The 21,477-nt window shown below is 52.9% G+C and carries 22 protein-coding genes and 1 pseudogene; 14 read left to right on the plus strand and 9 right to left on the minus strand.

The window, feature by feature from the left end:
- Positions 1-80: 80 nt before the first annotated feature.
- Positions 81-530: a DUF441 domain-containing protein gene (locus H2P46_RS19255; RefSeq protein ID WP_193406460.1), complete on the minus strand. Its 450-nt coding sequence runs from the start codon at positions 528-530 to the stop codon at positions 81-83.
- Between the two features lie 185 nt (positions 531-715).
- Entirely contained in the window at positions 716-865 is a 150-nt protein-coding gene (locus H2P46_RS23095) for a hypothetical protein (RefSeq protein ID WP_238939039.1), read from the minus strand.
- Between the two features lie 292 nt (positions 866-1,157).
- On the opposite strand from H2P46_RS23095, the gene H2P46_RS19260 reads away from it, so the two are divergent.
- Positions 1,158-2,723, plus strand: coding sequence for a methyl-accepting chemotaxis protein (locus tag H2P46_RS19260; RefSeq protein WP_193406461.1), 1,566 nt, complete (start codon positions 1,158-1,160; stop codon positions 2,721-2,723).
- Positions 2,724-2,906: 183 nt separating this feature from the next.
- Here H2P46_RS19260 and fbp read toward each other — a convergent pair whose 3' ends face one another.
- The gene (fbp, locus tag H2P46_RS19265; RefSeq protein WP_193406462.1) at positions 2,907-3,914 is read right to left on the minus strand and encodes a class 1 fructose-bisphosphatase; all 1,008 of its coding nucleotides are present in this window, start codon (positions 3,912-3,914) and stop codon (positions 2,907-2,909) included.
- 168 nt (positions 3,915-4,082) lie between these two features.
- On the opposite strand from fbp, the gene mpl reads away from it, so the two are divergent.
- Positions 4,083-5,438 carry a UDP-N-acetylmuramate:L-alanyl-gamma-D-glutamyl-meso-diaminopimelate ligase gene (gene mpl / locus H2P46_RS19270; RefSeq protein ID WP_193406463.1) on the plus strand — a complete coding sequence of 452 codons (1,356 nt, stop codon included), beginning with the start codon at positions 4,083-4,085 and terminating at the stop codon, positions 5,436-5,438.
- A 26-nt stretch (positions 5,439-5,464) separates the two neighbouring features.
- Here the strand turns inward: mpl and yjgA are convergent, their stop codons facing one another.
- Positions 5,465-6,007: a ribosome biogenesis factor YjgA gene (gene yjgA / locus H2P46_RS19275; protein WP_193406464.1), complete on the minus strand. Its 543-nt coding sequence runs from the start codon at positions 6,005-6,007 to the stop codon at positions 5,465-5,467.
- 115 nt (positions 6,008-6,122) lie between these two features.
- On the opposite strand from yjgA, the gene pmbA reads away from it, so the two are divergent.
- From pmbA to H2P46_RS19330, 11 genes and pseudogenes are all read left to right on the plus strand, one after another.
- Positions 6,123-7,463 carry a metalloprotease PmbA gene (gene pmbA / locus H2P46_RS19280; protein WP_193406465.1) on the plus strand — a complete coding sequence of 447 codons (1,341 nt, stop codon included), beginning with the start codon at positions 6,123-6,125 and terminating at the stop codon, positions 7,461-7,463.
- Positions 7,464-7,529: 66 nt separating this feature from the next.
- Positions 7,530-7,916, plus strand: coding sequence for a cytochrome b562 (gene cybC / locus H2P46_RS19285; RefSeq protein ID WP_193406466.1), 387 nt, complete (start codon positions 7,530-7,532; stop codon positions 7,914-7,916).
- A gap of 294 nt (positions 7,917-8,210) precedes the next feature.
- The gene (locus tag H2P46_RS19290) at positions 8,211-8,543 is read left to right on the plus strand and encodes a glycine dehydrogenase (RefSeq protein ID WP_193406467.1); all 333 of its coding nucleotides are present in this window, start codon (positions 8,211-8,213) and stop codon (positions 8,541-8,543) included.
- Positions 8,544-8,707: 164 nt separating this feature from the next.
- The gene (locus tag H2P46_RS19295; protein WP_193406468.1) at positions 8,708-9,064 is read left to right on the plus strand and encodes an SFCGS family glycine-rich protein; all 357 of its coding nucleotides are present in this window, start codon (positions 8,708-8,710) and stop codon (positions 9,062-9,064) included.
- Positions 9,065-9,066: 2 nt separating this feature from the next.
- Positions 9,067-9,366 carry a DUF4312 family protein gene (locus H2P46_RS19300; RefSeq protein ID WP_193406469.1) on the plus strand — a complete coding sequence of 100 codons (300 nt, stop codon included), beginning with the start codon at positions 9,067-9,069 and terminating at the stop codon, positions 9,364-9,366.
- 152 nt (positions 9,367-9,518) lie between these two features.
- The gene (locus H2P46_RS19305) at positions 9,519-10,295 is read left to right on the plus strand and encodes a DUF4311 domain-containing protein (RefSeq protein ID WP_193406470.1); all 777 of its coding nucleotides are present in this window, start codon (positions 9,519-9,521) and stop codon (positions 10,293-10,295) included.
- Positions 10,296-10,307: 12 nt separating this feature from the next.
- A pseudogene (locus H2P46_RS19310) lies at positions 10,308-10,938 on the plus strand (DUF4310 family protein).
- A gap of 43 nt (positions 10,939-10,981) precedes the next feature.
- A complete protein-coding gene (locus H2P46_RS19315) occupies positions 10,982-12,112 on the plus strand; it encodes an amidohydrolase/deacetylase family metallohydrolase (RefSeq protein ID WP_193406471.1) in 1,131 nt (376 codons plus the stop codon).
- The gene (locus tag H2P46_RS19320) at positions 12,096-13,217 is read left to right on the plus strand and encodes a DgaE family pyridoxal phosphate-dependent ammonia lyase (RefSeq protein ID WP_193406472.1); all 1,122 of its coding nucleotides are present in this window, start codon (positions 12,096-12,098) and stop codon (positions 13,215-13,217) included. Before H2P46_RS19315 ends, H2P46_RS19320 begins: the two co-directional genes overlap by 17 nt.
- Complete coding sequence (gene dagF, locus H2P46_RS19325) at positions 13,214-13,954, plus strand: 2-dehydro-3-deoxy-phosphogluconate aldolase (RefSeq protein ID WP_193406473.1); 741 nt, start codon at positions 13,214-13,216, stop codon at positions 13,952-13,954. Before H2P46_RS19320 ends, dagF begins: the two co-directional genes overlap by 4 nt.
- Positions 13,955-14,082: 128 nt before the next feature.
- Positions 14,083-15,993, plus strand: a complete 1,911-nt coding sequence (locus H2P46_RS19330) for a PRD domain-containing protein (RefSeq protein ID WP_193406542.1) — start codon at positions 14,083-14,085, stop codon at positions 15,991-15,993.
- Between the two features lie 17 nt (positions 15,994-16,010).
- Here the strand turns inward: H2P46_RS19330 and H2P46_RS19335 are convergent, their stop codons facing one another.
- The gene (locus H2P46_RS19335; RefSeq protein ID WP_193406474.1) at positions 16,011-16,919 is read right to left on the minus strand and encodes a LysR family transcriptional regulator; all 909 of its coding nucleotides are present in this window, start codon (positions 16,917-16,919) and stop codon (positions 16,011-16,013) included.
- Positions 16,920-17,047: 128 nt separating this feature from the next.
- Between H2P46_RS19335 and H2P46_RS19340 the strand changes: the two genes are divergently transcribed.
- On the plus strand, positions 17,048-17,752 hold the full coding sequence (locus tag H2P46_RS19340) for a pirin family protein (RefSeq protein ID WP_193406475.1): 705 nt from the start codon (positions 17,048-17,050) through the stop codon (positions 17,750-17,752).
- A 145-nt stretch (positions 17,753-17,897) separates the two neighbouring features.
- Here H2P46_RS19340 and dolP read toward each other — a convergent pair whose 3' ends face one another.
- Genes dolP through H2P46_RS19360 form a run of 4 tightly spaced genes read right to left on the minus strand, consistent with a single transcriptional unit; the run spans position 17,898 to position 21,473 of the window.
- Positions 17,898-18,470, minus strand: a complete 573-nt coding sequence (gene dolP, locus H2P46_RS19345) for a division/outer membrane stress-associated lipid-binding lipoprotein (protein ID WP_193406476.1) — start codon at positions 18,468-18,470, stop codon at positions 17,898-17,900.
- A 14-nt stretch (positions 18,471-18,484) separates the two neighbouring features.
- Positions 18,485-19,072: a DnaA initiator-associating protein DiaA gene (diaA, locus tag H2P46_RS19350; protein WP_193406477.1), complete on the minus strand. Its 588-nt coding sequence runs from the start codon at positions 19,070-19,072 to the stop codon at positions 18,485-18,487.
- Positions 19,073-19,086: 14 nt separating this feature from the next.
- Complete coding sequence (locus tag H2P46_RS19355; protein WP_193406478.1) at positions 19,087-19,482, minus strand: YraN family protein; 396 nt, start codon at positions 19,480-19,482, stop codon at positions 19,087-19,089.
- Positions 19,440-21,473 (minus strand): penicillin-binding protein activator, encoded by a 2,034-nt coding sequence (locus H2P46_RS19360; protein ID WP_193406479.1) that lies wholly within the window; start codon positions 21,471-21,473, stop codon positions 19,440-19,442. The genes H2P46_RS19355 and H2P46_RS19360 overlap by 43 nt, the downstream gene beginning before the upstream one ends.
- Positions 21,474-21,477: the final 4 nt, after the last annotated feature.

Genomic DNA, 21,477 nt, shown 5'->3' on the forward strand with positions numbered 1-21,477 from the left:
GTATGTTGAGTGACGGCTATTATAGCCAACTGACTCTGAAAGTATGCCCCCTTTTTGGCGTTTCGGAATGCTTCTCGACGCTATTTCTGCGTGACGAACAGCGAGACAATTCCCGCAGCAATCAGTGGTCCGACCGGCACGCCGCGAAAAAAGGCCACACCAATGACTGTGCCGATCAATAATCCACCAATCACTGTCGGATTGGCGCTCATCAAACTGACGCCACGTCCTCCCAGCCAGGCGACAAAAACGCCCACAATAATTGCCACGATGGATTGCCAGTTCGCAAACGATTTCAGCAGACTTGAAGGGGGCAGCGAACCGCTGGCCAGCGGCGCCATTACCGCAACGGTCAGGATAATAATGCCCAGGGTAATGCCCTGTTTTTCGACATAAGGGAAAAACTGTGACAGCGGGGTAACTTTAATTGCCAACAAAATCAGAATAGAAATGGTCACGGCGCTGTTGTGAACAAAATAACTGAGGATCGCAAGGCAAATAAGAATGAGGGTCGAGGCATAAGCAGCCATGGTTTCTCCCTGAAGATAAATGGAGCGCCAACATGAGCCAGCGCTTACGCGGTTTTACCGCTTCCATTTATCAACAATCAATGGGATGAGCGCAACTGCCTTTCTTAAAAGATTGCAGCATTAGCGCGGATGACACACAAAACCGCTGCCTTGCGCGTCGATCGCGACTGCTGTCATCGCGATAATCATGCGTCCAGCCAGCTATTGCGGTAGAACATGCCGTTTCGCCGGGCAACGCACAGTTTGTCTTTACGTCCACGCGTTAATTTTTTTATCCGTTTTTCGTGCTCACGATCCGCCACTTTATCCCAGCCATCGCGGCAGTACCGGAACACGGTAAAGGCAGAAGATACGGTATCCAGCCCGTGATTTAGCGTATCGTCGCCAGTGGCTTATTGCGCTATCGCGCCGCGCTGCCTGTAAACCTCCGCAGCAAAAACCGCCCGTTTTTTATACGATGACCTCTATAAATGATGGAGCAGAGTTCATCCTGGGTGATATATCCGTGATGATAAATGTGTTGACCATTTCTCATCGTTAAAGTTTATCCGTGTAAAGGCCGATACCTTTTCCGTTCCAGGGCCGTTGGGTTTTGTGCTTTTTACTCCACACACGGAAACTATCAAAATGAAGCAGGTATCACTACGCACCGGGTTGCTGGCTATGCTGGCATTTATGACACTGCTGCTGTTGGCGGTGAGTTTTATGGGAATTGTGGCTATCAATAAAGGGAACCGATCGCTGGATGTGATCAATCGCATTCAGGGGGTCGAACTAAACAGTCTTTATCAGAGCAACGCAGAAATGATGCGTGCACGCACTTTAGGCGCGCTGGCGGTACGCAAAATTGAAATTGGCCTGCTGGACGATGGCGCAGCCGTGACCCGGCAGGCGCATGCCGAGGTGGCCGCTTCACAGCAAAATCTAAAACGGTTTATTGATGCGGGTACGGTGACCACGCAAGGCAAATTACTGGCAGATGCGGTGGCATCGAGCTTTAAGGCGTATCTGGAGCAGGGGATTACGCCCATGATGGCGGCGCTGGATAAACAGTACACCGACGAATACTACCAGCTATTAGAAGGCAAACTTTCAAGCCTGGCAAACAGCTACAGCAAAGCGGTAGCGGATTTTGGTCAATACGCCGGGCAGGTGAGCGCCGCCCAACTGAAACAGGCCGCTTATAACGAAACTAAGATGAAAGTGATGATCGCGGTGGCGGTGGCTTTATCCATTCTGCTGCTGATCCTTGCCTGGCAACTTCTGCGTCGTATGCTGCTACAGCCGCTAAATAGCGCGATTGAGCACCTGGAGCAAGTTGCAGCGGGTGATCTGTCACAAGCTTTAGCCTTACCGCTGTCAGGTAATAATGAGCTGGGCCGGTTAAATAATGCCCTGGCGGAGATGCAACAAGCCCTGCGTGCGTCGGTAAACCAGGTGCGCGAAGCCAGCATACAAATTGATACGGGCAGTCGCGAGCTGGCGGCAGGCAACATCCATCTTTCACAACGTACCGAAGAATCCGCCGCGTCGCTGGAGCAAACCGCCGCCAGCATGGAGCAGCTCACCGCGACCGTGCGACTGAATACCAGCAATGCGCAGCAGGCACATCAGTTAGCTAACCGCGTATCGGATACCGCCGATCGCGGCGCAGAAGTCGTATGCTACGTGATAGAGAAAATGCGCGAAATCACCGACAGCGCTAATCGTATCGGCGACATTCTTAGCGTGATTGACGGTATTGCCTTTCAAACCAATATTCTGGCGCTGAATGCAGCCGTAGAAGCGGCGCGCGCTGGCGAGCAGGGACGTGGTTTTGCCGTGGTCGCAAACGAGGTGCGAAACCTGGCGCAACGCAGCGCAAATGCCGCGAAAGAGATCCGCGCACTGATTAGCGATTCGCAAACGCGTGTCAGAGAAGGCAGCGATATGGCAACGCGAGCGGGTGAAACGATGGATGAAATCTCCAGCGAAGTCATACGCGTTACGGCGTTAATGAAGGAGATTTCCGTGGCGTCAGAAGAACAAAGCCGCGGCATTGAGCAGGTGAATCAGGCCGTAACGCAAATGGATGCTGCAGCGCAACAAAACGCTGCGCTGGTAGAGCAGGCCACCGCTGCAACGCAGTCGCTGGAAACGCAATCTGAACAGCTACAGATGACAATGGCGCAGTTCCGTTTGCAGACAGACTGATACAAAAAAGGGCGCGATAATCGCGCCCTACGGACAAACCTAACGCACAGAAAATGCTGGCTGAAGGATAAAACCTTCGCACTACGGACCGGGCTGTCAAAGATGAGCATCTTTACCGTCGGTCTGGCTTACCTGCATTAACACATTGGTGGCAAGCAGGGCGCAATAATCATGCCCTGATTATTACGCGGAGTGAGCGTCCGGGTATTCACGGATAAAGCGTTCAACATCATTTACCATTGCTTCGTTGCCGCAGAAGAAGGGGCAGCGCTGATGCAATGCAACGGGTGGAATATCGAGGATACGCGATGCGCCATCGCTGGCTTTACCGCCCGCTTGTTCAGCGAGAAAGGCCATCGGATTGCACTCATACAGTAAACGCAATTTCCCTTTCGGATGGCTGGCGGTACTTGGATAAAGATAGATGCCGCCTTTCAGCAGGTTACGGTGGAAATCTGCAACCAGTGAACCGATATAACGTGAGGTATAAGGACGCTTTGTCGCGGCATCCTCTTCCTGACAGAATTTCAGGTATTTCTTCACGCCCTGTGGGAAGCGAATGTAATTACCTTCGTTGATGGAATAGGTGTAGCCCTTTTCCGGGAAGGCCATACGTTCGTGGCTGAGGCAGAACACGCCCAGCGACGGATCGTAAGTAAAGGCGTGAACGCCACAACCGGTGGTGTAAACCATCATGGTTGAAGAGCCGTAAACTACGTAACCGGCAGCAACCTGCTTGTTACCTGGCTGCATGAAATCAGCTTCGGTAACCGGCGTACCCGGTTCGCTGACGCGGCGATAAATGGAGAAGATAGTGCCCACAGAGACGTTAACGTCAATATTAGAGGAGCCATCCAGCGGATCCATCAATACCACATATTTACCGTTTTCAACGCCTTCAAAAATGACAATCTCATCTTCTTCTTCAGACGCGATACCGGCAACGATGCCACGTGCTTTCAAGGCTGCTTTCAGTTTCTCGTTGGCGAACAGATCCAGTTTCATCTGTTGTTCACCCTGAACATTTTCAACGCCACTGGCGCCCAGAATATCCACTAATCCGGCTTTGTTAATGTCGCGGTGGATAATTTTAGCCCCGAGCTTGATCGCTGAAATCAACGCGGTCAGTTCGCCTGTGGCATGCGGAAAGTCGTGTTGCTTCTCGACGATAAATTCGCCTAACGTTTTCATAACACATTCCCTGAATCTTCGATGGAGTGGCAGCATGCGTAACAAACCGCCAACGTATGCGTACGCAGTTTAGCCGATTGAACTTTAAAAACCATAGTCCTAATCCGTTTCTTCCGTCTGCGAGCGGCGTTACACTGTGCGCCGAACTTTTGAGTAACGGACTTTGATATGCGCATTCACATCCTTGGGATTTGTGGCACTTTTATGGGCGGCCTGGCGATGCTGGCACGTTCGTTGGGACATCATGTGACGGGTTCTGACGCCAATGTTTATCCGCCGATGAGCACTTTGCTTGAGCAGCAAGGCATTGAACTAACAGAAGGTTACGATGCCGATCAGCTCGATCCGTTACCGGATTTAGTGATCATTGGCAATGCAATGACACGTGGCAATCCCTGTGTGGAAGCGGTTCTGGAACGCAACATTCCTTACCTCTCAGGCCCGCAATGGCTGCACGATTTTGTGCTGCACGATCGCTGGGTGCTGGCCGTTGCCGGAACCCATGGAAAAACCACCACAGCAGGCATGGCAGCGTGGATCCTTGAGGCTTGCGGCCTCGAACCGGGGTTCATTATCGGTGGTGTACCGGGCAATTTTGATGTATCAGCAAAATTAGGAAAAAGTCCATTCTTCGTGATTGAGGCAGATGAATATGATTGCGCGTTTTTCGACAAGCGATCAAAGTTTGTTCATTACTGCCCGCGCACGCTGATCCTTAATAATCTTGAGTTTGATCACGCTGACATCTTCGACGATCTGAAGGCGATCCAGAAGCAGTTCCACCACCTGGTACGTATCGTGCCGGGACAAGGCAAGATCCTGCTACCGGAGCACGATCACCATCTGAAGCAGGTGATGGCGATGGGCTGCTGGAGTGAACAGGAAAGCGTCGGTGAACATGGCCGCTGGCAGGCGAAGAAGCTGAAACCAGATGCATCACACTGGGAAGTCTGTCTTGATGGCGCAAAAGTCGCTGAAGTGAACTGGTCGCTGGTCGGCGAGCACAACATGCACAACGGGTTGATGGCGATTGCTGCCGCGCGTCATATTGGCGTGAAGCCGGAAGACGCTGGCCGGGCACTGGACAGCTTTATCAATGCGCGCCGCCGCCTGGAGCTGCGGGGCGAGGTAAATAGCATTAAAGTCTATGATGATTTCGCTCATCATCCGACGGCAATTCTGGCAACGCTTTCGGCATTACGCAGCAAAGTTGGCGGCACCGCACGCATCCTGGCTGTGCTGGAACCGCGCTCTAACACCATGAAAATGGGGGTGAGTAAAGACGAGCTGGCCCCTTCGCTGGCGCGCGCCGATAAAGTCTTTTTATTCCAGCCGCACCACATTCCCTGGCAAGTTGCGGAGGTAGCTGAAGCCTGTATGCAACCCGCACGCTGGACGGCAGATATTGATACGCTGGTTGAAATGGTGGCCGAAGCGGCTCAGCCAGGCGATTCGATACTGGTGATGAGCAATGGCGGATTCGGTGGAATACATCAAAAGCTGCTGGAACGTTTAGATAACTAACTTATGGCGGGTTAACCCGCCATGTTTTAACTTTCAGCCAGTTCGCGCAAATACTGGAAAATCAGACGCGCGGATTTCGGCGGTTTGTTACCCGCTTTCTCTTTCTGCGCATTACGGATCATGCTACGCAGCTGCTGGCGATCGGCATGGGGATAGAGCGCAATAACGTCTGTCATTGCCTCATCACCCTGGACGATCAAGCGGTCACGCAGCGCTTCCAGCTTATGAAACAGCGCAACCTGCTGGTTGTGGCGGTTTTTCAGCTTATCCAGCGCCTGACGAATCGGCTCCACATCCATGCTGCGCATGATCTTTCCGATCAGCTGTAACTGGCGGCGACGGCCTTCCTTTTTAATGCGCTGTGCCAGTTCGATCTCGTTACGTAAACGCTCATCCAACGGAATCTTATCAAGGGCATTTTTGCCCAGATCGACCAGTTCGGCACCCAGGCGTTTTAGCTCTTCAGCATCGCGTTTAATTTCGCTCTTACTGACCCAAATAATCTCTTCATCTTCTTCTTCGTGATTATCTGGCACATCGTCGAGCCACTCATCGGGCTGTTTGGTCATTTCTGGGCTCCCAAAAAAAAGAGGCTAATCCTACCAGTTTATCGGGTGACTGCGAAATTGTTCTCTGACTCTGATAGACTCAAAATATTCATACATAAGATTAGACGGCAGATCGATGAACGTATCTACTCAGGTTGCAGAACAGCGAAAAGTGTTGGAACAGGCGATTGCGCAGGCGCTCGAACTGGCTAAAGCAAGTACTGACAGCGCAGAAGTGGCGGTAAGTAAAACGACCGGCATCGGTGTCAGTACCCGCTACGGCGAAGTGGAAAATGTCGAATTCAACAGCGACGGCGCGCTTGGCATCACCGTTTATCATCAAAATCGTAAGGGAAGCGCTTCATCTACCGACCTTAGCCCGGACGCCATCAAGCGTACCGTGCAGGCGGCCATTGATATTGCGCGCTACACCTCGCCCGATCCCTTTGCTGGTCCGGCAGATGCCGATCTGCTGGCCTACGACGCGCCGGATCTCGATCTTTATCATCCGTGGGAAATCGATGCCGATCGCGCGATTGACCTGGCGGCGCAGGCAGAACAAGCCTCTTTACAGGCTGACAAACGCATTACGAATACCGAAGGCGGCAGCTTTAACAGTCACGTTGGCATCAAGGTGTTTGGTAACAGCCACGGCATGTTGCAGAGTTATTGCTCAAGCCGCCATTCGCTTTCCAGCTGCGTAATTGCTGAGCAAAATGGCAATATGGAACGCGATTATGCTTATACCATTGGCCGTGCCTTTGACGATCTGAAAAGCCCGGCATGGGTAGGCGCCGAGTGCGCGCGCCGCACGCTGTCGCGTCTGGCTCCCCGTAAGCTGTCAACCATGAAAGCGCCGGTGATTTTTGCCCCGGAAGTGGCAACGGGTCTGTTTGGTCATCTGGTTGGCGCGATTAGTGGTAGCAGCGTTTATCGCAAATCCACTTTTTTATTAGATTCGCTGGGCCAGCAAATTCTGCCTGAATGGCTTAACATTCATGAGCAGCCGCATCTGCAAAAAGGGCTGGCGTCTACGCCATTTGACAGCGAAGGCGTACGCACTCAGGCGCGTGACATTATTAAAGACGGCGTTCTCCAAACCTGGCTGTTGACCAGCTATTCTGCGCGCAAACTCGGTTTGACCAGTACCGGCCACGCGGGCGGCATTCACAACTGGCGTATCGCCGGGCAAGGCCACAGCTTTGATGACCTGCTCAGACAAATGGGCACCGGTTTAGTGGTCACTGAACTGATGGGACAGGGTGTGAGCGCCATTACGGGCGATTACTCACGCGGCGCTGCCGGTTTCTGGGTAGAGAATGGCGAGATTCAATACCCGGTTAGTGAGGTAACCATTGCCGGTAACCTTAGAGAGATGTGGCGCAATATTGTTACCATCGGCAATGATACCGAGACGCGTAGCAATATTCAGTGCGGCTCGGTCTTGCTGCCTGAGATGAAAATCGCCGGACAATAAAAACATCGCTTTTTGTGAGCAGCCAACTGGCTGCTTTTTTTTCACCACAATAAAAAGGAACAAACGATGCGTAAGCATGTGATTGCAATGCTGTCTCTCTCCCTGTTGTTTACCAGTGCCAGTCTGTACGCAGCCGATCTGGAACAGGATATGGATACGCTGAATGCCAACCTGAAAATCGTGAAGAAAACCGACGATGCGCGGGAGATGCAAAAAGCGTTAAATGAAATGCGCTCGGCGGCACAGGATGCAAAAAAATCGACGCCGGAGTCACTGGAAGGCCAGCCAGCCGACAGCGCGCAGATGAAAGATTTCCGCGCCGGACTGGATTCCCTCATTGCTCAGATTGACGTCGTGAATGAGCTGGCAAAATCCAGTAATATTGATGGCGCCAAAGCGGAAGCCAAAAAGCTTGATGATATTCGCACCGCTAACCATAAAAAATTCCGGTAAGGCCTGCGCCGGTCAGCTGACCGGCGTTTTTTCATCATCGTTTTTGCTTATCTCTCAGCGCGGCAAAAAGCTGCTTTCATTATTCACCGCATGATTTACGCATAGCGCTGACACTTTCTCTTCATATTACGCATAACGCGACTGCGATCTCACTAACCCTGCATCCTGCGATCTGACGCACGGTACTCACGTTGATTTCCACTTTCATCTGGAAAAGTTGCGTCTCCACAGCTGGCGAGTGTTCACGTAATTTATTTTCAATGCGAATTATCCAGTTTTAACAGGAGTAGTAAGGTGAGTCATGACGGCGTTCCGGTGCAAGACGCGCCCCCGGAGAGAGTCCAGCAGTTAGCGGACAAGATAATGCAGCAAATTGCCGTGATATATGAGCAGCACGGTATCCAGCCCAATGCGGTTCAGCAGCAAATGCTGGTGTCACACGTTCGCGCCATGGCATCGCGTTCATTGGGCGGCGAGCCACTACCGGAAGTAGAAGCTGAACTGTTCGAGGATATTTCACCAGAAACCATGCAGCTGGCGCAGCAGGTGGTGGATCTGTTTGGCAATTTACCGGTTGAAGAGGCGTGGCTGTTGTCAGTGCATATCGAAGTCGCGCGATCGCATTAATTTATCTGGCTGACTCGCCACTGGATTGTCGGGGAGTCATCGGGATTCATATGTCCTTCAGTGCGCGCCGGTTTCTGCGTGCTGACCATCATCGGACAGGCTTCGCTGCTGTCGGTGAAGCCGCGATGAAGCGTAAAAATCCATAAACATTTCAGGAGTTCAACATGGTAACAGTAGTGATTGGCGATCGTTTAGGTAAAGGACAGAAAGTGGCGGCGGGTATTGAGAAAGCTGGCGGTCGCGCGGTAGTGGTGCCTGGCGTTGCGGCAGACATGAAGCTTGGCGACGTGATGAAAGCAGAAAATGCCGACTTTGGCATTTCGTTCTGCGGCAGCGGCGGCGCGGGCGCCATCACGGCACAGAATAAATATGGTTACAAAGCCAGGCATGGCATGCGCTCAATCGACGAAGGTGTCACCGCCATCAACGACGGCGCTACCGTTTTAGGGTTTGGCTTTATGGATAAAGAAGAGTTAGGAGAGCGTCTGGTGCAGGCGTGGAACAAGAAGCACGGCAGCTAACCATGAAAGAACATTACGTTACTCAGGTGGCGGTGCAGGGCAAGGGCGACACCAAAGCAAAAGCGTTCGCCGATGCGCTGAGTCGCGTGCAAAACCAGGTTTTGCGCGCCACGCAAAAAATGCTGTTGCGCATAGAACCCGAAGATGTGCAGGTGCTACGCGCGCAGGAGAGCGTCAAAACCGAAAAGTTTCTCTTTTTCTTTTTGGCGCGCCAGCGGCGGAGTTACAGCGTTGAGCTGGAGATTACCGTCAGCGTTACCGTAATCGATACCGAACAGGTTGCGTTTACGGCGACGCCCTAACTACCCGTCACACTTCAGGCTGCAGATGCGGTGGTTGCGTGTGTCCGGCCCCGCCACTTACTCAGTAAGCTTCCGGGTACGCACAAGCTTATTACTCTTCTGCTATGCGGATTGTTTAGGGCAAACAAAAACGAAAAAAAAGGTACAACTTTATGTTTTTAATCATTTTGTTTAAATCGTTGATCATCGGCGGGCTGGTTGGGGTAGGCGTCGGTGCAGGTGCGGCGCGTATGTTCCATGCGCCCACCACACAAGGCATGGGCGCTTTTCGTACCCTTGGCGAGTTGAACTCGTGCGAGGGCGATCCAGCGTCCCATTTTTCCTTTGGTCTCGGTTTTTTCTTTAACGCCTGGGCTTCATCCGTTGCGGCGGGTTCCTTCACGCAGGATGTCGATCATCGCATCATTCCTAACTGGGGCGCAGCCGCGCTGATGGGGAAAAACCGTAACGTGGCAGAAACGCTGCACGATCCGAAAAAAATGGCTATCGCCTGCGGCATTATTGGCATGGTTGTGGTGGCGTTTCTCAATTCAACGGCTTCAGCGGTGCCAGCGGCGTTGCAGGTTACGGCAGTGAAAGTCCTGGTGCCAGCCGCGAACTTACTGGTGAACACCGTGATACCGGTAATTTTCTGGCTTGCAGCTATCGATGCGGGTAAGAAATCTGGCTTCTGGGCGACCATTTTTGGCGGCCTGGCGCAGCTGATCATGGGGAACGCGGTGCCAGGGCTGGTATTAGGTATCCTGATTGGTAAAGGCGTTGAGGAGAGTGGCTGGAACAAGGTCACCAAAGTAATGATGTTGGTCATTATTTTGTTGTTTGTACTCAGCGGCTTTTTCCGTGGCTTCGATATGAAGCTGTTGCAGTCTTTCCAGCTGGGTATCCCCGGCTGGCTCGATATGATCCACAACTCGATGAGCGGAAAATAAGAGGCGATCTCCATGAACGAAAATAAAGGTTTCTGGTACGCCGACTGGTCGTTCCCGATTTTTGTTGGCCTGCTTTCCTCTGGCGTGTTCGCCGGTACGCACATGTACTACCTGTACGGTATTGGCGCCTTTAACGAAGTGGCATTTGTCTCGATGTTGCGTTCTGGTATGGAACGGGGCGGTGGCGGCGTTTGGTGCCAGCTTCTTGTTTGCGCGCATCATTGAAGGATCGCTGGTGGGCATTCTCGACATCGGCGGCGCGATTCAAACCGGTATTGGCCTTGGGGTTCCCGCACTGCTCTTAGGCGCAGGAATTGTGTTTCCGGTGGCGAATTTTGCCGCCTCGCTGGCAACCGGCCTGGTGATTGGTGTGGCGATTGGTTACGTCATTATTCTGGCGCGCAAATTCACCATCAATAAAAGCGACTCTACTTATGGCGCGGATGTGATGATGGGCGCCGGTAATGCTTCGGGTCGCTTTCTGGGGCCGCTAATCATTTTGTCGGCGATGGCCGCCTCGATTCCAATTGGCCTCGGCTCGCTGCTGGGAGCGCTGCTGTTCTATCTCTGGAACAAACCGATTACGGGCGGTGCAATTTTGGGCGCGATGATTCTGGGTGCCATTTTCCCGATTGCACTTTGACAGGGCAGGCAGCTCATCAGTGGGCTGCCGTTAAGGAGTAACCATGTTCGACTTGATTATTCGTGATGCACGACTGAGCGATGAACGACTGGTCGATGTTGCCGTGCAGGATGGCAAAATTGCCGTCATCGGTAGTGTCCAGGGCGAAGCGAAAAGCGAACGCAACCTGGCGGGACGCTATTATCTCAGCGCCGGGTGGATCGATTCTCACGTTCACTGCTATCCGAAATCCCCGATTTATCATGATGAAGCCGATGCGATTGGCGTCAGTCAGGGGGTGACTACGGTTATTGACGCGGGCAGCACGGGCGCGCAACACATTGACGATTTCTATCAACTGACGCGGGCGGCGCTAACCCAGGTGTATGCACTGATTAACATTGCCCGTACCGGCATTGTTACCCAGAATGAGCTGGCTGATATGGCGCAGATTGATGGCGCTGCGGTTGAGCAAGCCGTTGCACGCCTGCCAGATTTTATTGTCGGACTCAAAGCGCGTATGAGCAGCAGCGTGGTGGGCGAAAACGGCATTCAGCCGTTGATAAAAGCCAAAGCGATTCAGAAGGCAGTGGGTAATCTGCCACTGATGGTGCACATCGGCAACAATCCCCCTAACCTCGACGATATTGCCGATTTGCTCAGTTCCGGCGACATCATTACTCATTGCTATAACGGCAAACCCAACCGCATTTTATCCCCGCAGGGCGAACTCAAAACGGCGGTGAAAAATGCTATCGCGCGCGGCGTGCGCCTGGACGTCGGGCACGGTAGCGCCAGCTTCAGTTTTGAAGTTGCACGCGTCGCCATTGCACAGGGTATTCTGCCTGACAGCATCAGCTCCGACATTTACTGTCGCAACCGCCTGAATGGCCCGGTGCATAACCTGGCACACGTGATGTCGAAATTTTTCAGCGTTGGCATGACGCTGCCGCAGGTGATCGACCGCGTAACGCGGAAAGCGGCGGATGGTTTACGCCTGGCGCATAAAGGACGCCTTGAGGTGGGCTACGACGCTGACCTGACCATTTTTACAGTGAAAGAGGAAGCTTGCCCGTTCGTTGATTCTGAAGGCGAGCGGGTTGAGGGCGAGAAACATCTGGTTCCGCTAGCGGCTGTGGTGGCTGGAGAGTGGATCGTGACTGAAGAAGGAAAAGCCAATGTCTTCAATTTATGAAAAATATGGCCTGAAGCAGGTTATTAACGCTTCCGGCCGTATGACGATCCTGGGCGTATCTACGCCATCAGCAGATGTGATCGACACGGTGAAATATGGTCTCGATCACTACTTCGAAGTAAAAGATCTGATCAATAAAACGGGTGCGTATATTGCCGGTTTGCTGGGCGTTGAAGATGCCGTTGTGGTGTCCTGCGCGTCAGCGGGTATTGCCCAAAGCGTGGCGGCGGTGATTGTCAAAGATAATGACTGGTTGCTGGATAATCTGCATACCGCGCCGCTTACCGTGCCGCACGAGATTGTGATGCCAAAGGGGCATAACGTGAACTTCGGCGCGCCGGTGGGGACGATGGTCGCGCTTGGCGGCGGTCATTTGGTCGAGGCAGGATACAGTAACGAATGTTCACCAGAGCAGCTGGCTGCAGCGATTACTCCGCAGACGGCAGCGATCCTTTACGTGAAATCTCATCATTGCGTGCAGAAAAGTCACCTGAGCGTTGAGCAGGCAGCGGTGGTTGCGCGCAAACATGGCGTGTCGTTAATTGTCGATGCGGCGGCTGAAGAAGATTTGCAGTGTTACTACCAGTCAGGTGCAGACCTGGTGATTTACAGCGGCGCAAAAGCTATCGAAGGCCCCACCAGTGGGCTGGTGACTGGCAAGCAGCGTTACGTTGAGTGGGTAAAACGCCAGAGCAACGGTATTGGCCGGGCAATGAAAGTGGGCAAAGAGGGCATTCTTGGTCTGACTCAGGCGATTGAAAACTATCTGACGCACGAGAAAACCAGCGGTGCGCAGATGGTCGAGAAAATGACGCCATTTATTGAAAACCTCAACACGTTAAGCGGTGTAACAGCGCGCGTGGTTTGGGACGCAGCTGGACGTGACATTGCCCGCGCTGAAATCAAATTTGATGAAGCGGTGATTAATCTACGCACGGGCGATCTGGTTCAGACCCTGAAAAATGGCGATATTGCGATTTACTTCCGTGGCTATAAAGCGAACGAAGGCATTATCGAAGCGGATGTCCGCAGCGTAAGTGCCGATCAACTTCATATTATCTTCACCTCAATCCAGGCATTGTTAAACGGAGCAAAAAACGCATGACGCTGACGGCAAATTTTTATCAGGATCGCTTATGCCTGAATGTGCTGGCAGGCTCAAAAGAGAACGCACGCGCCATTTGGCAGGCTGCTGAAGGGCATGTGTTGGTTGGCGTGCTATCCAAAAACTATGCCAGTAATGAGGCGGCGATTGCCGATATGCGCGAGTATGCGGCACTGATCGACAATGCACTGTCGGTTGGTCTGGGGGCCGGCGATCCAAATCAATCCAAAATGGTGAGTGAGATCTCAACGGTGCTACAACCACAGCATATCAACCAGGTTTTTACCGGCGTTGGCATGAGTCGCGCACTGCTGGGACAAACGCAAACTGTGGTGAATGGCCTGATTTCACCGACCGGCACGCCGGGTAAAGTGAAAATATCTACCGGGCCGCTGAGTTCGCAACGTAGCGATGGTATTGTGCCAATCGAAACAGCCATTGCGCTGTTGAAAGATATGGGTGGCAGCTCAGTGAAATATTTTCCAATGGGTGGCCTGCAAGCGATCAATGAGTATCGTGCGGTGGCGGAAGCCTGCACCAGACAAGATTTTTGGCTGGAGCCGACCGGTGGCATCGATCTGAACAACGTCGAAGAGATCGTACGCATTGCGCTGGATGCTGGCGTGAGCAAAGTGATCCCACATGTTTACAGTTCGATCATTGATAAAGACAGCGGAGAAACTCGCGTGAAAGATGTGCGCCAGCTTCTGAAGATATGTAAAAAACTGCTGGCCTGATAAGCGATCTTACGTCCTCGCGCACAGGATGGTGCGCCGGGAATATGTACTAATGGACGTTGGACGAGGAACTTCGTAGTCTGACGTTTTGGCAGGCTTCTTCCAACTGCTGCTACAGGTAGGACATGGTGAGATTTCCCAATCAACGTCTTGCGCAACTGTTTGACGCATTGCAAAACGAAACGCTGCCACAGGATGAACTGGCCCGGCGTTTCGCCGTGTCTACCCGCACGGTGCGTACTGACATCACCGCACTTAATGCGCTGCTGGAGCAGCACGGTGCGCAGTTTGTACTGAACCGGGGAGCGGGGTATCAACTCAAGGTCGAGGACGCCCAGCGCTTCCTTCATCTTCAGCAACAAACCCGCTCGCCGTTGCGTGTGCCGCGTACCTCGGCGGAACGCACTCGCTATTTGCTTACCCGATTTCTTACCGCAGCCTATTCGCTCAAGCTGGAAGATCTGGCAGAAGAGTGGTTTGTCAGCCGCGCTACGCTACAGAATGATATGGCCGAAGTGCGTGAATGGCTGGGCCGGTATCATCTCACTATCGAAAGTAAGCCACATTACGGTATGAAGCTGTTTGGCAGTGAAGTCGCGATCCGCACCTGTTTAACTGATCTGCTGTGGCAAATCGATCAGGAACAACCGGACAGTCCGCTGATGACGATTGAAGCGTTAAACAGCGGTATGCTGGAAACGTTGCAGCCCATGTTGCAGCTCTGTTTTGCCTGCCACAATATTCGTCTTAGCGATGAAGGTGAACGTTACTTGCGGATTTACTGCGCGGTAGCGGTGCGCCGCATCAGTGAAGGCTATCCGCTGAACGATCCCGGCGCGGAAGACATCGGTGATGAAGTGCGTGAAGCGGCGCACAATCTGATTAATCAAATGCGTCCCTTAGTCAGTAAACCGATTTCGCTGGCAGAAGAGAACTGGCTGCGCGTTAATATCGCGGCACGGCGCATTCAGGATGTGGCACCCAGCGCCATTAATGCCGACGACGCCGATGCGCTGGTGGATTACCTGCTCAGCTATATTAACGCCCATTACAATTTCAATCTGCAAAACGATGAACAGCTGCGCGCCGACTTGCTCACTCATATTAAAACCATGATCACGCGGGTGCGCTATCAAATTGACATACCTAACCCATTGTTAAGCAATATCAAACAGCATTATCCGATGGCATATGACGTGACGCTGGCAGCGGTAACCAGCTGGGGGAAATACACGCCTTATGTTATCAGCGAAAATGAAATCGGCTTTCTGGTGCTGCATGTTGGCGTGGGGCTTGAGCGTCATTACGACGTTGGCTATCAGCGCCACCCGCGCGTGCTGCTGGTGTGCGATAGCGGCAATTCAACGCTGCGCATGATCGAAGCGATGCTGATGCGTAAATATCCGCAGTTACAAGTCACGGCACGTTTGTCGCAGCGTGAATACGAAGCGCGCAACCGCATTGATGAGGATTTTGTCATCTCTACTATCCGCCTCTCTGAAAAGGAAAAACCAGTGGTAGTGATGTCGCCATTTCCTACCGGTTTTCAGTTAGAGCAGATTGGCAAGCTGGTGCTGGTGGATCACACGCGGCCTTATATGCTGGAGAAATTTTTTGATGCTCAGCATTTTCTGATTGTCGATCGCCCGATAACGCAGTTGCAACTTTTCAGTCAGCTTTGCGAGCAGCTTGAAACAGAAGGATGCGTTGATGGTGCATTTTATCAGTCGGTAGTAGAGCGTGAAGCCATTGTCAGCACTATGCTGGGCGAAGGTATTGCCTTGCCGCACTCGCTGGGATTGCTGGCGAAGAAAACGGTGGTCTATACCGTGCTGGCTCCGCAGGGTATTGCCTGGGGCGATGATACGGCCTATGTCATTTTCTTGCTGGCGATCAGCAAAAGCGAATATGAAGAGGCAATGGCAATTTATGATTTATTCGTGACCTTTATGCGCGAGCGAGCAATGACAAGATTGCGTGACAGCAGTGATTTTTCCAGTTTCAAAGCGGTGGCCATAGATTGCCTGAGCCGGTTGTAGAAAAACGCGGAATATGCCTATGAAGCACTATTTTTCCTGGCCAACAGTCGCGGGATCTCGCGTAAACACCATGCCTTGGCTTCACCCATGCTGCCGCGACGCCATGCCATAATAATATCCACTTCGCGGGTATATTCCGGGCTGACTACGCGTAGACGACCTTCAGCAATATCCTGTTCTATCAGCGAATAGGGCATGGTGGCGACGCCGAGTCCTGCCAGTAACGCGCGGCGTTTATCGTCCATGCTGCTTACCGTCAGACGCTGTTGTTTATCCAGCAGTTGTACGGTCAATACCGGACGCTCGCGTGCGGTGTCTGCTACTGCAATGCCGCGATATTTTACGCGCGTCACTTCTGACAGGGGCTCGGGCTCGCGGTGAATCGGATGATCTGCGCTGGCGACGTAAACGCTCATCATCGTGTACAGCTTGCGGGTGTTGATTTCGGTCGAGGCGCGAAAGTGCATATCTGGTGCAACGACAATATCGGCACGGCCTTGTTCCAGTCTTTCCCATGCACCTGCCAACACTTCTGTGATTAACGCGATCTGCGTGTTAGCTTTGTCTGCCAGCCGGGTCACCAGCGGAAAGAGCGCCTCTGTTGGCACCAGGGCTTCTGTGACGATAGTTAAATGGGTTTCCCAGCCGCGTGCTAATGCTTCCGCATCCGTTGTCAGCTTGTCGGCGGCTTCTAATAACACACGACCCCGCTCAAGCAGCATTCTTCCGACATTGGTGAACTTAGTACGGTGGCCGGAACGGTCGAACAAGACGACATCCAGCTCCTCTTCCAGCTTTTGCATGGTATAGCTGAGGGCAGAGGGAACGCGACCCAGTTCATCCGCTGCTGCAGCAAAACTTCCCCGCCGATCAATTGCATCCATCACACGTAAAGCTTCAAGGGTTAACGCGCGGTCTTTAGCCATCCCGGTCTCTTTCAGGAAATTTGAACATTCCCGGCAGATTAACTGGCTAACAATCCGGCGTCCAGCCTTTTACCATAAGCGTATAGAGTCCGCGGCAGCCTTTTGCCGCCGGGCGTGGGAGGCAAACAATGATTACGACACGCAGTGCGTCCGCTTGTGGACAAGCCGATTTCGGTTGGTTGCAGGCGCGCTACAGTTTCTCTTTTGGTCACTATTTCGATCCCAAATTAATGGGTTATGCCTCGCTACGCGTATTGAATCAGGAAGTGCTGGCTCCTGGCGCTTCGTTCCAGCCGCGTACCTACCCGCAGGTTGATGTGTTGAATATTGTGTTGCAGGGCGAAGCAGAATATCGCGACAGTGAAGGCAACCACATTATCGTGAATGAAGGTGAAGCTGCGTTGTTTTCTACGCAGCAGGGCGTCAGCTACAGCGAAATCAATCTCAGTAAAGAGCGGCCATTAACGCGGATGCAGTTATGGCTCGCAGCGTGTCCGGAACATGAAAATCCGCGGATGCAAAGAATAGAGTTACCAGAAGGTCAGACTTCACAGCTACTGGCATCGCCAGACGGTACGGAAGGCAGCCTGCAGCTACGACAGCGGGTATGGATCCATCAGGTCGCGCTTGCGCCGGGCGAAGAGCATCTGTTGCTGCTGCACGGTCCACGCGCTTATCTGCAATCGATTCATGGCTCGCTGGCTGCTTTCGCGGGCGCAGATCAACAGGAAAATTTGGGTTGTGGTGATGGGGCTTTCTTACAGGAAGAACGGCAAATCAGGCTGATGGCGAAAACGCCAACCCGGCTATTAGTGGTTGATATTCCGGTATAAAACAGACAGTCAGCTTGTCCTGAAGAGAGTAACAGCTCGTCAACGCAAGTCATCCAGGCCGGACGTCCGGCCTGGATGACTACTTAACCCACGCCGTCCATGGCGGTGGGACGCTCTACCTTTCGGGCTTTCGTGCGGCCCTGACTTATTTCAGCATAGTGAAAGCGGTGGTCACGTGTTTCACACCACTTACGCGGCTGGCAACATCGGCTGCAGCCTGGCCTTCCTGAGGTGTCACCAGACCTAATAAGAACACTTCGCCGTTTTCTGTTGTCACTTTCACATTGGATGATTTCACCTGATCGCTGCCTAACAGCTGCGAGCGGATTTTTGTCGTGATCCAGGTATCGGATGATGAAGTGCCGAGACTCACTTTCTGTCCAATACGGATCTCGTTATAGACTTCAGTTGCACCGTCTACGCCCAGAGTGATTTGCCTGGCGCGATTGGCGATCTCCTGCGTAGGAGCCTGGCCAGTCAGCAGGACTTTGCCCTGATAAGCCGTCGCAATTACGCGTGCATCCGTTTTGATTTGCTGATCTTTTGCCAGTGCATTAGATACGCGTAATTCCAGGGTCCCGTCATCAACCTGTGTGCCTACCGAGCGTGGATCGGTCGCGGTTTTAGTCGCAACGGCGGCGCTGCCGGCAACCACAGCGACACAGCCCTGTAACATCATGGCGGTTAAAAGAATGGCTACAGCATTCAATGCTTTCATTATTGCTCCTTCAGTCATTCCTGGTGTGGGAACAGAGTATTGTCGATAAGATCGCACAAGCAGTTGAGCGTCAACATATGCATCTCCTGGATGCGTGCGCTACGGTGTGAGGGAATACGAATTTCCACGTCATGCGGTCCCAGCAATCCAGCGAGTTCACCGCCATCATAACCGGTAAGCGCAACGATAGTCATATCGCGCGTTACGGCTGCTTCTACCGCTTTAACAATGTCACGGGTGTTACCGCGAGTCGAGATGGCTAACAGGACGTCGCCCGCCTGGCCTAGCGCACGAACCTGCTTGGCATAAATTTCATCGTGAAGTCGATCGTTAGCGATTGCCGTCAGCATAACGTTATCCGCACTTAACGCCAGCACAGGCAGGCTGGGACGCTCGGCTTCAAAGCGATTGATCATGCTGGCTGCGAAATGCTGCGCGTTAGCGGCGGATGCGCCATTACCACAGCTGAGGATTTTTGTGCCGGTCAGCAATGACTGCACCAACGTCATTGCCGCACGGGAAATTGCATCAGGCAGCGCTTCCGCTGCGGCAATCTGGGTTTGGATACTCTCTGTAAAACATGCTTTTATTCTGTCCTGCACACGACCACCTGGCTCTAAACGTCGGTATTAAAGGCATTGGGCAACCATTCAAGCGCCGTGCCGGTAATGGCAATGATGTCGAAACGGCAATTCACTGTTTCAAAACTGCCGCCGCGTTGTGCCAGCCAAAATGCAGCAGCACGCAGCAGCTTATGTTGTTTCTGTCGGGTAACGCTGGCAAGCGCGCCACCAAAACGCGCATCGCGTCGATAGCGCACCTCGACAAATACCCAGCAATGCCCGTCGCGCATTATCAGATCAAGTTCACCGCCGCGACTGTAAACATTGCTGGCTACCCATTTCAGGCCAGCACGCTCAAGATGATGACGGGCGCGCTGTTCATGCTCGGCACCAATCTGTCGGCGGTTTAATTGACCGGTCTGATTTCGCCCTGACGATACTGGTTCCATGACAACTTCCTGTTGATCACACAATCCGTGTCGGCGCTGAGTTCGCCGGTATTGCCCATCAGGGAAAAGCCTGGCACCTGACGCATTTGGTTAAAGTGATTGGCCAGTTTCCAGGCATCAATTCCCATTGCATAAAGGCGAACCAGCGAATAATCGTTATTAAACGATTTCGCCGTCTGCTGCATCAGGGCCGGGTTGACGCCAGAAAGCAGCGGAATATCGCTGAACTGTAAGCCATCCATTTCAAGACGGAAATCCGGTCCAGCCCCTGCCTGGAAGCTACGCGAGCTGGCATACAGAGCGACGTTACTGCGGCTGCCGGTGCGCATGGAAATCATTGGCTTAATCAGCTGCAATTCATCCTGAGTTGAGACGATGTACACCGAATCAATATTGCCGCCAGCGCTGGCACTGGCGACATCCGGCGAGCCAGACTGAGGGGCCGGAATGGTTAAACCCGCGATAGCCACCCCTTGTGGCTGCTCAGGCGTCACATTTATCGGCGTTCCGCTTAAGGCGATGCCAGCACCGCTGTTAATGCCCTGTTTCAACTCGGAAGTTGAGCCGAAACGCTGTTGCAACGCGGTGTTACCTCCCAGCGATTGCCACTCTTGCGCAAAGGCTTTGGTGACGCGATCGCCAAAACTATTACGCGGCGCCAGAAGCAACGGCTGACGTTTACCTTGATTCCATATATGGTGCGCGGCATCACGTGCTTCGTCTTCAGGAGAAAGCGCAAAATAACAGATATTCGGATGGTTCTGGATCTGTTCAGGCTCGTTAAGCGCCAGCACGTTTAAAGGTGTTTGACTGTTGGCGACCGCTTCAACATTACTTTTCAGCAGCGGGCCGACCACAATGGTGGCTCCCTCCTGCTGCGCTTGCTGCATCACCTGCTGAATCGGCTGGCTGCTGGTGTCATACACTTTTACTTGCGCATTACTGGCAGGCTCAGTGGGAGGAGCAGAGGCCACGGCGGGCTGCGTTGCCGCCGTTTGCGGTTGTTCAGGAGGCGTTACTTCAGCCGCAGCCGGGCTGACGACAGCATTTGGGTCGGTTGCAGGCTGGGTAGCGGTATTGGGATCGTCTGGTGCCGGTTGCGCTGGCGTCGGCTGCGGTGATGGGGTCAGGACGCCATTCTTCGCATCGTTAAACCCTTTCTGAATCGCGTTGGCAAAAATTTGCGCCTGGCCGTTCAGCGGCAGTAGCAGCGCAATAATGCTGGTGGAAGCACTGGAAAAGTTTTGTGCCTGACTGAGCTGTGTCGGCAGGGTTTTCGCGCCTGGATTTTGCGGATAGCGTGTCTGCCAGTCTTTGATACCCGCTTTTAGCATCTCGGCATCTTGTGCATTAGCCCGCCAGACAGCCAGCAAATCAAGCCACCCCTGCAGAACGTTTTCGTCTGCATTGATAACCAGATTATTAACCTGCTGCGGTGGCATCTGCGTCAGTGCCTGCCAGGTTGCATCAATATTGCCTTGATGATCGGCTCCCGACAGCAGCGGTTCTTGCGCAATATAATTACGCAACAGCGAAAGTGAAGGGCGACCCTGTGAAGCGGCAATCTGCAAGCCGTAATAGCGTGCCAGCTCATCTTTTGATAATGAACCGGTTTTCACCTGACCCAGCAGCGAGAGTGCGTCATTCATGTGCTGTTGCGCGATCTGATATTGCGCTTTCAGCAGCAGCATCTCTTGTTGCTGTATCTCAGAAAGTTGGGCAGGCAGCTGATTGAGCTGTTGATTAGCTTGCGGGTATTTTCCTTCCTTCAACAAGGCGCGGATTGCAAGTAATTGCCAGTCGGTCTTGCTATCATCGCTGCTTTGCTGCACTTGCTGTAGGTAGTAAGCAGATCCACCCGTAGCGGGACCCTGAACATTGACGGTTGGGGTTTGCGGCCCTTGACCGCTACATGCGGCTAAAATCAGCGCTGCAAGAAGGACAGGCACAAAGCGTCCTGCTTTATGACGAACGACTTTTGAAGGAAGCATACTG

The organism is Mixta mediterraneensis (genome assembly GCF_014946725.1).
Taxonomy (GTDB): Bacteria; Pseudomonadota; Gammaproteobacteria; order Enterobacterales; family Enterobacteriaceae; genus Pantoea; species Pantoea mediterraneensis.

Excerpts from the sequence above, each read along its gene's own strand:
- H2P46_RS19255 (WP_193406460.1), bottom strand. The coding sequence starts at position 530 with ATGGCTGCTTATGCCTCGACCCTCATTCTTATTTGCCTTGCGATCCTC.
- H2P46_RS19260 (WP_193406461.1), top strand. The coding sequence starts at position 1,158 with ATGAAGCAGGTATCACTACGCACCGGGTTGCTGGCTATGCTGGCATTT.
- fbp (WP_193406462.1), bottom strand. The coding sequence starts at position 3,914 with ATGAAAACGTTAGGCGAATTTATCGTCGAGAAGCAACACGACTTTCCG.
- mpl (WP_193406463.1), top strand. The coding sequence starts at position 4,083 with ATGCGCATTCACATCCTTGGGATTTGTGGCACTTTTATGGGCGGCCTG.
- yjgA (WP_193406464.1), bottom strand. The coding sequence starts at position 6,007 with ATGACCAAACAGCCCGATGAGTGGCTCGACGATGTGCCAGATAATCAC.
- pmbA (WP_193406465.1), top strand. The coding sequence starts at position 6,123 with ATGAACGTATCTACTCAGGTTGCAGAACAGCGAAAAGTGTTGGAACAG.
- cybC (WP_193406466.1), top strand. The coding sequence starts at position 7,530 with ATGCGTAAGCATGTGATTGCAATGCTGTCTCTCTCCCTGTTGTTTACC.
- H2P46_RS19295 (WP_193406468.1), top strand. The coding sequence starts at position 8,708 with ATGGTAACAGTAGTGATTGGCGATCGTTTAGGTAAAGGACAGAAAGTG.
- H2P46_RS19300 (WP_193406469.1), top strand. The coding sequence starts at position 9,067 with ATGAAAGAACATTACGTTACTCAGGTGGCGGTGCAGGGCAAGGGCGAC.
- H2P46_RS19305 (WP_193406470.1), top strand. The coding sequence starts at position 9,519 with ATGTTTTTAATCATTTTGTTTAAATCGTTGATCATCGGCGGGCTGGTT.
- H2P46_RS19315 (WP_193406471.1), top strand. The coding sequence starts at position 10,982 with ATGTTCGACTTGATTATTCGTGATGCACGACTGAGCGATGAACGACTG.
- H2P46_RS19320 (WP_193406472.1), top strand. The coding sequence starts at position 12,096 with ATGTCTTCAATTTATGAAAAATATGGCCTGAAGCAGGTTATTAACGCT.
- dagF (WP_193406473.1), top strand. The coding sequence starts at position 13,214 with ATGACGCTGACGGCAAATTTTTATCAGGATCGCTTATGCCTGAATGTG.
- H2P46_RS19335 (WP_193406474.1), bottom strand. The coding sequence starts at position 16,919 with ATGGCTAAAGACCGCGCGTTAACCCTTGAAGCTTTACGTGTGATGGAT.
- H2P46_RS19340 (WP_193406475.1), top strand. The coding sequence starts at position 17,048 with ATGATTACGACACGCAGTGCGTCCGCTTGTGGACAAGCCGATTTCGGT.
- dolP (WP_193406476.1), bottom strand. The coding sequence starts at position 18,470 with ATGAAAGCATTGAATGCTGTAGCCATTCTTTTAACCGCCATGATGTTA.
- H2P46_RS19355 (WP_193406478.1), bottom strand. The coding sequence starts at position 19,482 with ATGGAACCAGTATCGTCAGGGCGAAATCAGACCGGTCAATTAAACCGC.
- H2P46_RS19360 (WP_193406479.1), bottom strand. The coding sequence starts at position 21,473 with ATGCTTCCTTCAAAAGTCGTTCGTCATAAAGCAGGACGCTTTGTGCCT.